The sequence below is a fragment of the Pseudomonas sp. LF020 genome (genome assembly GCF_053456425.1).
This window is the reverse complement of sequence record NZ_JBRFIX010000015.1, coordinates 35,308-47,832: the sequence shown is the minus strand read 5'-3', so window position 1 is coordinate 47,832 and position 12,525 is coordinate 35,308. Positions and strand designations below refer to the sequence as shown.

At 59.9% G+C, this 12,525-nt stretch carries 12 protein-coding genes and 1 pseudogene; 10 read left to right on the top strand and 3 right to left on the bottom strand.

The annotated features are described in order from the left end of the window. Positions 1-66 precede the first annotated feature (66 nt). From macA to ACU680_RS25745, 4 genes and pseudogenes are all read left to right on the top strand, one after another. Positions 67-1,215, top strand: coding sequence for a macrolide transporter subunit MacA (gene macA / locus ACU680_RS25760; protein WP_448180891.1), 1,149 nt, complete (start codon positions 67-69; stop codon positions 1,213-1,215). Positions 1,216-1,217: 2 nt separating this feature from the next. Further along, entirely contained in the window at positions 1,218-3,176 is a 1,959-nt protein-coding gene (locus ACU680_RS25755; protein ID WP_448180890.1) for a MacB family efflux pump subunit, read from the top strand. A gap of 995 nt (positions 3,177-4,171) precedes the next feature. After that, positions 4,172-4,543: a DUF6124 family protein gene (locus ACU680_RS25750; RefSeq protein ID WP_367086164.1), complete on the top strand. Its 372-nt coding sequence runs from the start codon at positions 4,172-4,174 to the stop codon at positions 4,541-4,543. 158 nt (positions 4,544-4,701) lie between these two features. Next, positions 4,702-4,854 (top strand): annotated as a pseudogene (locus ACU680_RS25745) (DUF6124 family protein); the annotation flags it as partial. Between the two features lie 61 nt (positions 4,855-4,915). Here ACU680_RS25745 and ACU680_RS25740 read toward each other — a convergent pair. Then, positions 4,916-5,674, bottom strand: coding sequence for a helix-turn-helix transcriptional regulator (locus ACU680_RS25740; protein WP_367084767.1), 759 nt, complete (start codon positions 5,672-5,674; stop codon positions 4,916-4,918). A 317-nt stretch (positions 5,675-5,991) separates the two neighbouring features. Between ACU680_RS25740 and ycaC the strand changes: the two genes are divergently transcribed. After that, positions 5,992-6,624, top strand: coding sequence for an isochorismate family cysteine hydrolase YcaC (gene ycaC, locus ACU680_RS25735; protein WP_007966399.1), 633 nt, complete (start codon positions 5,992-5,994; stop codon positions 6,622-6,624). A 133-nt stretch (positions 6,625-6,757) separates the two neighbouring features. On the opposite strand, the gene ACU680_RS25730 is transcribed toward ycaC, so the two are convergent. Together ACU680_RS25730 and ACU680_RS25725 are read right to left on the bottom strand one after the other, a co-directional pair. Continuing rightward, positions 6,758-7,495: a Fic family protein gene (locus ACU680_RS25730; RefSeq protein WP_448180900.1), complete on the bottom strand. Its 738-nt coding sequence runs from the start codon at positions 7,493-7,495 to the stop codon at positions 6,758-6,760. Further along, positions 7,492-7,755: a hypothetical protein gene (locus ACU680_RS25725; RefSeq protein WP_448180889.1), complete on the bottom strand. Its 264-nt coding sequence runs from the start codon at positions 7,753-7,755 to the stop codon at positions 7,492-7,494. Before ACU680_RS25725 ends, ACU680_RS25730 begins: the two co-directional genes overlap by 4 nt. A 258-nt stretch (positions 7,756-8,013) precedes the next feature. Between ACU680_RS25725 and ACU680_RS25720 the strand changes: the two genes are divergently transcribed. The 5 genes from ACU680_RS25720 to ACU680_RS25700 all read left to right on the top strand — a co-directional run bounded on the left by ACU680_RS25720 (position 8,014) and on the right by ACU680_RS25700 (position 12,519). Then, positions 8,014-8,949, top strand: a complete 936-nt coding sequence (locus ACU680_RS25720) for a Gfo/Idh/MocA family protein (RefSeq protein ID WP_448180888.1) — start codon at positions 8,014-8,016, stop codon at positions 8,947-8,949. 215 nt (positions 8,950-9,164) lie between these two features. After that, complete coding sequence (locus ACU680_RS25715) at positions 9,165-10,217, top strand: isopenicillin N synthase family dioxygenase (protein ID WP_448180887.1); 1,053 nt, start codon at positions 9,165-9,167, stop codon at positions 10,215-10,217. A gap of 27 nt (positions 10,218-10,244) precedes the next feature. Beyond that, positions 10,245-11,054 carry a MetQ/NlpA family ABC transporter substrate-binding protein gene (locus tag ACU680_RS25710; protein ID WP_448180886.1) on the top strand — a complete coding sequence of 270 codons (810 nt, stop codon included), beginning with the start codon at positions 10,245-10,247 and terminating at the stop codon, positions 11,052-11,054. After that, positions 11,051-11,851: a methionine ABC transporter ATP-binding protein gene (locus ACU680_RS25705; RefSeq protein ID WP_448180885.1), complete on the top strand. Its 801-nt coding sequence runs from the start codon at positions 11,051-11,053 to the stop codon at positions 11,849-11,851. Before ACU680_RS25710 ends, ACU680_RS25705 begins: the two co-directional genes overlap by 4 nt. Beyond that, positions 11,848-12,519 carry a methionine ABC transporter permease gene (locus ACU680_RS25700; RefSeq protein ID WP_448180884.1) on the top strand — a complete coding sequence of 224 codons (672 nt, stop codon included), beginning with the start codon at positions 11,848-11,850 and terminating at the stop codon, positions 12,517-12,519. The genes ACU680_RS25705 and ACU680_RS25700 overlap by 4 nt, the downstream gene beginning before the upstream one ends. The last annotated feature ends 6 nt before the right edge of the window (positions 12,520-12,525 follow it).

Genomic DNA, 12,525 nt, shown 5'->3' with positions numbered 1-12,525 from the left:
GTGTGGTTGTTCTATCAAGACCCGGCCGCTGGCCGGGTTCATCCCTGAACGGACTTGTGGTTATTTATGGAAAAGTCGAAGTTGCGCAAAGTCGGTATGGGGTTGGCGTTGGCGGCGGTGGCCGGTCTGGTGCTGTACACGGTGCAGGCACCGGCCGAAGCGCCGAAATACCAGACCGCTCCAGTCGAACGCTCGGATATCGAAAACACCGTGCTCGCCACCGGTTTGCTGGAAGGCGTCAAGCAGGTGGACGTCGGTGCCCAGGTGTCGGGACAGTTGAAGTCGCTCAAGGTCAAGGTGGGCGACAAGGTGAAGAAGGGCCAGTGGCTGGCCGAGATCGATCCGCTGGTGCTGCAGAACACCCTGCGTCAGGCGCAGGTCGATGAGGAAAACCTGCAGGCGCAGAAGCGTGCCACGCAAGCCCAGCTCAAGCAGACCAAAGCGATTTACCAGCGCTATCAGAACCTGCAGGAAGACGCGTCGATATCTCGTCAGGATTTCGAGACCGCGCAATCGGATTACGAGGTGCAGCAGGCCAATCTGCTGTCGCTGGATGCGCAGATCAAAAGTGCGCATATCCAGATTGACACCGCCAAGGTCAACCTCGCGTACACGCGGATCGTTGCGCCGATCGATGGCGACGTGGTCGGCATCGTCACCCAGGAAGGCCAGACCGTGATTGCTAACCAATTGGCGCCGATCCTGCTGAAACTGGCGGATCTGGACACCATGACCATCAAGGCCCAGGTGTCGGAAGCCGACGTGATCCATATCGCGCCGGGGCAGCAGGTGTACTTCACCATCCTCGGCGAGGACAAACGCTATTACGGCAAGCTGCGCGGCACTGAACCTGCGCCGCAGAACTTCCTCGAAACACCGCAGGCCGGCACCCCGAAGCAAAACACCGCGGTGTTCTACAACGCGCTGTTCGAGGTGCCCAATCCCGACCATCGCTTGCGCATCTCGATGACCGCGCAGGTGCGCATCGTCCTCGATACCGCGCAATCGGTGCTGACCGTGCCGGTGGCCGCGCTCGGCCCGCGCAATGCTGATGGCAGTTTTCCGGTGCGGGTGCTCGACGCCAAGGGCCAGGCGCAGTCGCGCAACGTGCAGACCGGGATCAACAACAACGTCAAAGTGCAGATCAATCAGGGCCTCAGCGAAGGCGAGCGGGTGGTGATCGGTGATCCGCTGCCTGCCGTGGCGGGGGCTTGAGCATGACGCAAGCATTGCTGCAACTGACCGGCATCACCCGCAGTTTCACCGCTGGCGACCGCGAGTTTCTCGCGTTGAAGGACATCAACCTGACGATCAATGCCGGAGAAATGGTGGCGATCATCGGCGCCTCCGGTTCCGGCAAATCAACCCTGATGAACATCCTCGGCTGTCTCGATTACGCCACCGCCGGCAGTTACAAGATCAACGGCCAGGAGACCCGTGACCTCGACGATCAGGCGCTGGCCGAGCTGCGCCGCGATTACTTCGGCTTCATCTTCCAGCGCTATCACTTGTTGCCGCACCTGAGTGCGATGCACAACGTCGAGATGCCGGCAATTTACGCTGGCATCCCGGCGCCACAACGCCATGCCCGCGCCCGTGGGCTGCTGGCGCGACTGGGCCTTGATGGACACCTGACCCACCGGCCGAGTCAGCTCTCCGGTGGTCAGCAACAACGGGTGAGTATCGCCCGGGCCTTGATGAATGGCGGTGAAGTGATACTCGCCGACGAACCCACCGGCGCCCTCGACACCGCCAGCGGTAAAGAGGTGATGCGCATCCTGCTGGAGCTGCACGCGGCCGGGCACACGGTGATTCTGGTGACCCACGACCCGAAAGTCGCGGCCAACGCCGAGCGCATCATCGAAGTCAGCGACGGTGAAATCCTCAGCGACCGCCGCAATCAGCGCGACACCGGGCAACTGCCGGGCGAAGAGGAGGTGCCGCCTAAACCACCGGCGACACGCCGTCTGGTGGCCAGCCTCGGGCTGTTCAAGGAAGCCTTCAACATGGCCTGGGTGGCGCTGATTTCGCACCGCATGCGCACCTTGCTGACCATGCTCGGCATCGTCATCGGTATCACCTCGGTGGTGTCGATTTCGGCGATTGGCGAGGGCGCGAAAAACTACGTGCTCAAGGACATTTCGGCGATCGGCAGCAACACCATCGACATCTATTCCGGCAGCAGTTTCGGTGACAAGCGCGCGGCCTCGATCGAGACGCTGGTACCGGCTGACGTCACCGCACTGAATCAACTGTATTACGTCGACAGCGCCACCCCGGTGGTCGGTCGCAGCATGCTTTTGCGTTACCGCAACATCGACCTCGACGCGCAGATCAACGGCGTCAGCGACCAGTACTTTCAGGTGCGCGGGATCAAACTGGAGGCGGGCATCACCTTCAGCGAAAGCGATGCGCGGCGCCAGGCGCAGGTGGTGGTAATCGACTACAACACCCGGCATCGGCTGTTCGGCGAGGGTGTTGATCCGCTGGGCCAGGTGATCCTCATTGGCAACCTGCCGTGCACGGTGATCGGCGTGGCGGCCGAGAACAAGAACCTGTTTGCCTCGGGCAAGACGCTCAACGTCTGGGTGCCCTACGAAACCGCCGCCGGGCGTATCCTGGGCCAACGCTTTCTCGACAGCATCAGCGTACGGATCAAGGACGGCCAGTCGAGCAAAGTCGTGGAAAATCACGTCACCCAATTGATGCTGCAACGCCACGGCATCAAGGACTTCTACACCAACAACCTCGACAGCGTGATGCAGACCGTGCAGAAAACCAGTCGCTCGCTGGCCTTGCTGCTGTCGCTGATCGCGGTGATTTCGCTGGTGGTCGGCGGCATCGGCGTGATGAACATCATGCTGGTGTCGGTCACCGAGCGTACGCGCGAGATCGGCATTCGCATGGCGGTCGGCGCACGGCAGTCGGACATTCGTCAGCAGTTCCTGGTGGAAGCGGTGATGGTCTGCCTGCTCGGCGGGGCGATCGGCATCTCGTTGTCGTATGCCATCGGTCACCTGTTTTCGCTGTTCATCAAGGAATGGGAAATGGTGTTCTCCATGGCCTCGGTGGTGACGGCAGTGATCTGCTCGACGCTGATCGGCATCGTCTTCGGCTTCGTCCCCGCGCGTAATGCCTCGCGCCTGGACCCGATCGAAGCGTTGGCACGGGACTGACTGCCAGAGCTGCCTGGCCGGGCTCGTGCCTGAAGCGCACAAATCGAAAGGGGCGGGTCACGAACCCGTCCCTGTTTTTCGTCCTCATTCCAACTGTGGGAGCGAGCTTGCTCGCGAAAGCGGCCTCACAGCCGACCAATCCCTGACTGAATGCACTCGGTCAAATTGTGGGAGCTGGCTTGCCAGCGATGGCGGCCTACCAGCCGACCAACCTCCCACCTGAATGCACGCATTCCAACTGTGGGAGCGGCGGTGCGACGATTCGACTTGCTCGCGAAAGCGGCCTCACAGTCGACCAATCCCCAGCTGAATACACTCGGTCAAATTGTGGGAGCTGGCTTGCCAGCGATGGCGGCCTGCCAGCCGACCAACCTCCCACCTGAATGCACGCAATCCAACTGTGGGAGCGGCGGTGCGACGATTCGACTTGCTCGCGAAAGCGGCCTCACAGTCGACCAATCCCCAGCTGAATACACTCGGTCAAATTGTGGGAGCTGGCTTGCCAGCGATGGCGGCCTGCCCAGCCGACCAACCTCCCACCTGAATGCACGCAATCCAACTGTGGGAGCGAGCTTGCTCGCGAAAGCGGCCTGCCAGACAACATCAAAGCAACAGAGCAGACCCCGCACATAAACGCACCCCTGCAACCACGTTTAAAGTACACGAACCGTTACGCCCTAACGGCTACAACGCCTTGCGCCGTTACCTACGCGTACGCCAGAATCCGCCGGCTTACACGGCTATGGGCCGGGCTATATCGTTTCCCTGTCACTGAAAATCAGTGATCGGGTTTGGTAGCCCGTTTCTAAGTGTGATGGCGACACCGTGTGCAGTTCCTTTTCGGGGACTCGATTTTATGGTGGCCATGCGTGGGGCTCCTTCGGGAGCGCCGGGTTTTCCTGCTTAGACCGGTCTACCAACCCGCGTATGGCCGCCACCCTCGTTTGGTAGCGAGAGTGACGGCTCCTTACTTTTGCTAAGCAGGAGCTTCATCCATATTCAAAGCCAAACCCAACCCCCCGGACACCTCGATCCCGTACGACCCGGCCCTCGACCCGCAGAAGATAAAAGCGGCAACCGACCGCGCCATCAACTTCTACCTCAACCCCGGCGCACTGAAGATCCCGATCCCTTCAACCTCGTCATGCAAGGCGAACAGAATCTTCCTCATCGACCCCGAGGTGGATGAAGAAACCTTGCTCGTCGAAGCCTGTGAATCCCTGGCCGCCGCCAGCGACATGGCCCGCGATATCGGCGACACCGTCGACAACCCACAGCGCCGGGCCGTGCTGATGCTGCATCAGGTGATCATGCTCAGTGAACTGATGGTCAACCGGGTACTGGACGGCCGCCGCATCCCGAACTAATCACGCGGTCCCCCGTGTAGGAGCTGCCGCAGGCTGCGATCTTTTGACGTTGCCTTAAAAAAACAAGATCAAAAGATCGCAGCCTTCGGCAGCTCCTACAGTGAGTAATCCTTTCAAAGTGCCTCGATCGGAGTTCCAGCTGATGCCCGAAACCCAACCAATCCCTGGCCTCGGCCACGGTGATGCTCAGCGACTTCGCCGGCACGCTGGAAGGGCCGAGCCGCAATACGGCGCTGGGCATTGCGCAGGTGGTGATGCTGGGGGAGTTGGCGGTGAATCAAGCGCTGGATAGAGTCGTGCCGAAGGATTAGGCCTCCAATGTAAAAAAACCGCCGCCCGAGGAGGGCGGCGGTTTTTTGTTCGGTTGTGGACTCAGGCTGCGCTGGTGGCGTGGCTGGTGTCCTCCGGCGAATACATCCAGCGCATCAACGAATGCCGGCCGCTGATCCCCAGTTTGATTGCCGCGCGTTTGAGGTAGCTTTCCACCGTGTTGACCTTCAACTGCAACTGCTCGGCCAGTTCCGGTGCGGTGCGCCCGGCGAGCAGGCCGATGCACACTTCGGTTTCGCGATTGGACAGGCTCAGGCCCAGTTGCTGCAAACGCTCGTTGAAGCGCAGTCGCAGGTTTTCCAGGCCCTGTTGCGCACCGTCCGCGCCGGGCGACGGGTCTTCTGTGTTGGCCTGCTGGGGTTGCAGGGCGTGAATGTGTTTTTCCAGCATCGGCAACAGCACCGGAGAAATGTCCTGCAACAAGCTCTGCTCCTGAGCCGAGAACCGTTGCGACTGGTCGTTGCGATACACCGAAATCACGTAGCGGTAGCCGTCCTTGCGCCTCGTCAGATGCAGCTGCGAGGCATCGGCGCTGGCCGAGGCTGGCGGGTCCATCGGCTCGCTCGAGCGTGCGGCAATCTGTTCGCAGAATACCGTTTCAGCCTGCTGGGCCGAGTCTTTGCCGGGTTCCGGTAGGTGGCGATGGGCGGGGCGGCCCACCGGCTCGACGCGCATCTGGCGAATGTGTGTGGCGTCCACCGCCAGTTGAGTCTGGATCAGGTCATGCAGCATCCGCGGAAAGTGCCGGCTGCCGGTGCTCGCAATGACTTTACCGATATGGGGAAACAGGTGTGAATTCATAAACATCATCCATGAGTTGCAGGTGAAACAGTCCCATTCCTGACCTGCGTCGAGCATGTTCCCTGGTCGGCGCAAATGTCAGGATGTGGATCCTATCCTAGTACAACGTTTGAAAGACGGTTTAATGAAGGTGTTATTAGCTCATAACCCTTCGCCATCGAACTTTGCTTGCAATCGAGCTAAGGGACGCTCGATTGTCCGCTTCAAGTTGACAGTGAAACACTTTTCAACCGATTTATCGGTTCCGGTGGTGTCAGTAATCTGTGCCCATGTTCAACGCAACGCCAACTACCTCAACCAAGAAAAGGGATTCAAACATGAGCACTGCAACCTACAACCGCCTGAACAAAGACGACGCCGTAGTCCTGCTGGTCGACCACCAGACCGGTCTGATTTCTCTGGTTCAGGACTTCTCGCCGAACGAGTTCAAGAACAACGTCCTGGCGCTGGCCGACCTGGCGAAATTCTTCAACCTGCCGACCATCCTCACCACCAGTTTCGAACAAGGCCCCAACGGCCCGCTGGTCCCGGAACTGAAAGAAATGTTCCCGGACGCGCCGTACATCGCCCGCCCAGGCCAGATCAACGCCTGGGACAACGAAGACTTCGTCAAGGCGATCAAGGCCACCGGCCGCAAGCAGATCATCATCGCCGGTGTGGTAACCGACGTCTGCGTCGCGTTCCCGACCCTGTCGGCACTGGCCGAAGGCTTCGATGTATTCGTCGTCACCGACGCCTCCGGCACCTTCAACACCACCGTCCAGCAAGCCGCGTGGAGCCGCATGACCCAGGCCGGCGCACAAATGATGAACTGGTTCTCGGTCGCCTGTGAGCTGCACCGCGACTGGCGCAACGACATCGAAGGGCTGGGCAATCTGCTGTCGCAGCGGATTCCGAACTACCGGAACCTGATGAACAGTTACTCGGCGTTGACCGCGCAGCAGAAGTGACTGCAGCGTTGTGAAAGTGAAAGCCTGCCCTGAAAAGCAGGCTTTTATATTTCGGCTTCAGTCTGCAGCAGGCGTGCGGCGCACCTCAAACATGGTGAAGATCCGCAGGGAAGGGGAGTTTCCCGACTGACGCTCACTCCATGGGCTGCGCTCTATACGTTTTATAGAGTTGCTGAACCTCAGGATCATCCAGGCTTTCGTAGGTGATGCCTTCTTTATCCAGGCCATCCAGTCCTTTTATTCCGCCAATCATTTCAGGCCACTCTTCACGACTGGAGATGTCGCTGATGAAAGGTGTCAGGTAACGATCCAGATGGCCTTGGAAAGGATCTCGAATCTCGTCGCTGAGAGCTCGCAGATAGTCATCTTTACTTGTCATTGCCCAGTTGATGGCGAATTTGGTGCGAAAGCACAGCTCCATGTACACGAGCAGGATCGTACGCCCATTGCCGTCCAGAAAAGGGTGCGCAGAAGCCAGCTGACCCATGACTTCCCCAGGCCGAGCACGGAAGCGTTTTTTGTTTGCTGCGAGTTCGAGGGCGTATTCGACGGACCGTTTGATCAGGTCGGGATGCTCAAATATCGTGTGATGAGGATCATCTTTCGATCCCTTGAAAACTGCCAGGTGGGGGACTAGCTCATTTCTGTCTTTCCCGGCCCAAGGGTAAAAGCCCGAGAAAAGTATTTCGTGCGTTTTCAGGACTGCCTTGTAGTCAATGGGCTTTTTCTTGGCGAGATAGGCGAGAGCGTCGTCGATACTGGCTTCAAATGAGAGGTGCTCGGACTCTTTGACTTCAGTGGGATCTTTGAGTTTGAGCGAGTTTTGAAGATAGCCTTCAGTCTCAAAATCGCCGAAGGGGTCGAAATTCATGCGCTCAGTTGCTTTTTGCAACGCCTTTTTTCCTGCAGGTAGCGGCCTTGCAGGGCCATGATTTCTGTCTTGCTCAGAACGCCTTTTCTTTTCAGGTTGACGAGCAGTTGCTCAACACCATCAAGTTCCACCACATCACCCGCCAGGCGTGTGATGGTCACCGCCATGCAACTGAGGTTGTCACGGTCGGCGGTAACCCTGTGGGCTTTGGCGAGCAGGCGAACTTCAGTCGCGACGCTCTCTGTGGCTGATCTGGTCATTTGGAACCCCTCGTTTTCTCTCTCGGAGCATAGCACGGCGTCGTTTCCGGGGGCATGCCAGCTAATGTTCGGCTACCTGGGAAGGTACTTACAGAAAGCGGCTTATTCGTTTGCGCCGCTGCATCAGCGTTGCTACCCGTTGCGCTGACCGAACGCGCACACCAGCAGTTTTTTGATCACCGCCACCGGGTATTCCCAGACATTTGCGGCTAATCTGCGCATTCGCTGACGACAACAAGACAACAACAGGAGTCACTGATGCAACCGATCCGTCTCGGTCTGGTGGGCTATGGCAAGATTGCCCAGGATCAACATGTTCCGGCGATCAACGCCAATCCCGGATTTCGCTTGGTGGCGGTCGCCACGCAGGGCAAACCCTGCCCCGGGGTGGAGAACTTTCACTCGTTGAGCGAGTTGCTGGAGAACGGCCCCGAGGTGGATGCGATTGCGTTTTGTACGCCGCCGCAAGGTCGATTCGCACTGGTGCAGCAGGCGCTGGCCGCCGGCAAACATGTGTTGGTGGAAAAACCGCCGTGCGCCACGCTGGGCGAGGCGCAGGCCCTGGTCAGTCAGGCGCAGCAACAGGGTGTCAGTGCGTTGTTCGCCTGGCATTCGCGCTACGCCCCCGGTATCGAAGCCGCCCGCGACTGGCTCGCCAGCCGCACGTTGCAAAGCGTGCAGATCGACTGGAAGGAAGACGTGCGCAAGTGGCATCCCGGGCAGACGTGGATCTGGCAACCCGGTGGTCTGGGCGTTTTCGATCCGGGCATCAATGCCTTGTCGATTGTCACCTATTTGCTGACCCAGCCACTGTTTGTGAAGTCCGCCGAACTGCGCGTACCGGACAACTGCCAGTCGCCGATTGCCGCGTCGATCAAGATGTCCGATGCGCACAGGCTCGACGTGCAGGCCGAGTTCGATTTCGACCACGGTCACGACGAACTCTGGAGCATCGAGATTCGCTGTGACGAAGGGGTGCTGCGCCTGGACAACGGCGGGGCGCTGCTGAGCATCGACGGCGTGCGCCAGGCGGTGTCGGAAGAGGGCGAGTACACCGCGGTGTATCGACACTTTCAGCAACTGATTGGCGATCGGGCCAGCGATGTGGACCTGCAGCCACTGCGGCTGGTGGCTGACAGTTTCTTTGTCGGTAGCCGGGTGGCGGTCGAACCGTTTTATGACCCGGCACGCTGATCAGTTGAAGCGGGATAGCGGTTGCGCGATGACAGCGAACCTGAGCGTCAGGCCTAAGCTAATGCAAAAAGGGTATTTGTTCGTGGTTTTTAAGATCGTTTAGTTTTGTCTCACGACGAATCAAACGCATCAAACCGATAGACCCCCGATTGCCATGACGGCACACGCTGAATCGATCAAAGGCTCTTCAGGTTTGATTCACACGGGAGTGAATCATGCCGCATACCCTCGATATCACAGCGTTGCCGACGCTGGACCTTTCGTTGTTCGAAGGCACCGCGCAACAGCGTTATGAATTTCTTGAAAACCTGCGTCACGCCGCGCGTGACGTCGGCTTTTTCTATCTCACCGGCCATGGCATCGACAGCCACCTGCTCAAGCAGGTGCAGGATCACGCCCGGCAGTTCTTTGCCTTGTCCGAGCAGGAAAAGACCGCCGTCGGCATGATCAATTCGCCGCACTTTCGCGGGTACAACCGTGCTGCTTCCGAGATCACCCGTGGTGAACCCGACTGGCGCGAGCAGTTCGATCTCGGCGCCGAGCGCGAAGCGTTGCCGCTGGACGCGGACAGCCCGTTGTGGGCTCGGTTGCAGGGGCCTAACCAATGGCCGGCGGCGCTGCCAGAACTGAAACCGCTGCTGCTCGAATGGCAACAGGCGATGACGCGTATGGCGTTGCGTCTGCTGCGTGCCTTTGCCCAGGCGCTGTCGCTGCGGGCGGACGCGTTCGATCAGTTGTACGGCGACCAGCCCAACGAACACATCAAGTTGATGCGCTATCCGGGCCAGGCCGCCAGCGCGAGCCAGCAGGGCGTTGGCGCGCACAAGGATTCCGGGTTCCTCAGCTTTCTCCTGCAAGACCAGCAGGCCGGGTTGCAAGTGGAGGTCGAGGAGGGGCGCTGGATCGATGCGCTACCTCGCGACAACACGCTGGTGGTGAACATCGGCGAACTGCTGGAGCTGGCCAGCAACGGTTATCTGCGCGCCACGGTGCATCGGGTGGTGTCGCCGCCCGCAGGCAGCGAACGCTTGTCCATCGCCTTCTTCCTCGGCGCGCAACTCGATGCCGTGGTGCCGCTGTATCCGTTGCCCACCGCGCTGCTGCGCGAAGCGCGTGGCCCGGCGAGTGATCCGCTCAATCCGTTGTTTCGCGATGTCGGCTGGAACTACCTCAAAGGTCGGTTGCGTTCGCACCCCGACGTCGCCCGACGCTTTTATGCCGATGCGCTGATGCCCGCCGCACCGGCTCGTAAAACCGCCAACGCCTGATTTATCACTCGCTCAAGGACTCCGCACATGTTGAAGAAAGCAGGTTTGACCCTGGCCGTGCTCGGCGCGCTGGTGACTTCGTTCGGCGCGCAGGCACTGGAGCCGTTGCGCGTGGCGGCCGACCCGGTGCCACATGCGCAGATTCTCGCGTACATCCAGACAATCGATCCGCAACTCAAGCTCAAGGTCATCGAGATTCCCAACGGCGTGAACTCCAACGAGCTGTTGGTGCATGGCGATGTCGATGCCAATTACTTCCAGCATCTGCCGTATCTGAAATCCCAGGAACAAGCGCTGGGGCAGAAACTCGCGGTGGCCGCCACGGTGCATATCGAGCCGCTGGGCATCTATTCGCGCCGACACAAAAACTTCGCCGAGGTGCCGGAAAAAGGCTCCGTCGCCGTGCCCAACAACGTCACCAACCTGAGCCGTGCGCTGTACCTGTTGCAGGACAACGGGTTGATCAAACTCAAGCCCGGTTTCAAGGATCCGGCGGCCGATCAGGCCACGCCCAAGGACATCGCCGAGAACCCGAAACAGCTGAAGATCCTCGAAATCGAATCGCCACAAATCCCTCGGGCGCTGGACGATGTCGATCTCGCAGTGATCAACGGCAACTACGCACTGGAAGCCGGACTGGTGCCGGCCCAGGATGCGCTGGGGCTAGAGAAGGCCGAGCACAATCCGTACGCCAACATTCTGGTGACCACGCCGAAGCTGCAGAACGATCCGCGCATTGCGCAACTGGCCAAGGACCTGACCTCGCCGCAAGTGGCGAAATACATCACCGATAACTTCAAGGGGTCGGTGATTCCGGTGGAGGATGGCAAGCCATGATCGTCGTCGAGCAGTTGAGCAAGACCTACCCGTCGGCGCCGGCGCCGGCACTGGATCAGGTATCGCTGAGTATTCCCGACGGCGCGATCTACGGCATCCTCGGGCGCAGCGGCGCAGGCAAGTCGACCCTGTTGCGCTGTCTCAATCTGCTCGAACGCCCGGACAGCGGGAAAATTCTCATCGACGGCGTGGACCTGCTGACCCTGTCGCCCAGCGACCTGCGTCGCCAGCGGCAGCGCATCGGCATGATTTTCCAGGGCTTCAATCTGCTGCATTCGCGCACCGTGTTCGACAACATCGCCGTGCCGCTGGAGATCGCCAACGTCGGCAAACCGTGGCGCCATGTGCGGGTGCGCGAGCTGCTGGAACTGGTCGGTTTGACCGACAAGGCGCAAGCCTTTCCCTCGCAGTTGTCCGGTGGGCAAAAGCAGCGGGTGGGGATTGCCCGCGCACTGGCAGCGGAGCCTGCGTATCTGCTGTCGGACGAAGCCACTAGCGCACTGGACCCGGAAACCACCGCGTCGATTCTCGACCTGCTGCGCGATATCAACCGGCAACTGGGTGTGACCATTGTGCTGATCACCCATGAACTGGACGTGGTGAAGTCGATCTGTGATCACGCGGCACTGATGGCTGACGGGCGTGTGGTGGAGGCCGGCCCCGTTCCGCGTTTGCTCGCCGATGCGCAATCGAGTCTCGGCACTTCGTTGCGTCCGACCTGCGGTCTGCCGCTGGGCCACGACATCCCCGGGCTCAGCTTCCTCAAGCAATACGGCGTGCGGGCGGCCCAGTCATGAACCGCACGATCAATTGGGATGAAATCCTGCAACTGCTGTTCAACGCCACCGGCGAGACCCTGTACATGGTCTTGCTCGCGGGGCTGTTCACGCTGCTGATCGGTTTGCCGCTCGGGGTGTTGCTGTTTGTCAGTCGGCGCGATGGACTGTGGCCGCTGCCACGGCTCAATGCCGCGCTGGGTTCGCTGGTCAATCTGGGGCGTTCGCTGCCGTTTGTGGTGATGCTGATTGCGCTGATTCCGCTGACCCGTCTGTTGGTCGGTACGACGCTGGGCAGCACCGCTGCGGTGGTGCCGATCACCATCGGCGCATTTCCGTTTTTCGCGCGGATCGTCGAGAACGCCCTGGATGAAGTCGACAAGGGCCGGATCGAAGCGATCCTCGCCATGGGCGGCGATATCCGTCATGTGATTTTCAAAGTGCTGCTGCCCGAAGCGCTGCCCGCGTTGCTGGCGGGGATCACTCTGACGCTGGTGATGCTGATCGGTTTTTCTTCCATGGCCGGGGTGATTGGCGGTGGCGGCCTTGGCGATCTGGCGATCCGTTACGGCTATCAGCGTTTCAACAATGAAGTGATGGTCGCCACCGTGGTGGTGCTGGTCATTCTGGTGCAGGGCGTGCAGAGCCTGGGCGACCGGCTGGTGCGTTCGCTGTCCCATCGACGTTAAGGAATT

Coding starts and splice junctions, on each gene's coding strand:
- macA (WP_448180891.1), top strand. CDS start 67: ATGGAAAAGTCGAAGTTGCGCAAAGTCGGTATGGGGTTGGCGTTGGCG.
- ACU680_RS25755 (WP_448180890.1), top strand. CDS start 1,218: ATGACGCAAGCATTGCTGCAACTGACCGGCATCACCCGCAGTTTCACC.
- ACU680_RS25740 (WP_367084767.1), bottom strand. CDS start 5,674: ATGAATTCACACCTGTTTCCCCATATCGGTAAAGTCATTGCGAGCACC.
- ycaC (WP_007966399.1), top strand. CDS start 5,992: ATGAGCACTGCAACCTACAACCGCCTGAACAAAGACGACGCCGTAGTC.
- ACU680_RS25730 (WP_448180900.1), bottom strand. CDS start 7,495: ATGAATTTCGACCCCTTCGGCGATTTTGAGACTGAAGGCTATCTTCAA.
- ACU680_RS25725 (WP_448180889.1), bottom strand. CDS start 7,755: ATGACCAGATCAGCCACAGAGAGCGTCGCGACTGAAGTTCGCCTGCTC.
- ACU680_RS25720 (WP_448180888.1), top strand. CDS start 8,014: ATGCAACCGATCCGTCTCGGTCTGGTGGGCTATGGCAAGATTGCCCAG.
- ACU680_RS25715 (WP_448180887.1), top strand. CDS start 9,165: ATGCCGCATACCCTCGATATCACAGCGTTGCCGACGCTGGACCTTTCG.
- ACU680_RS25710 (WP_448180886.1), top strand. CDS start 10,245: ATGTTGAAGAAAGCAGGTTTGACCCTGGCCGTGCTCGGCGCGCTGGTG.
- ACU680_RS25705 (WP_448180885.1), top strand. CDS start 11,051: ATGATCGTCGTCGAGCAGTTGAGCAAGACCTACCCGTCGGCGCCGGCG.
- ACU680_RS25700 (WP_448180884.1), top strand. CDS start 11,848: ATGAACCGCACGATCAATTGGGATGAAATCCTGCAACTGCTGTTCAAC.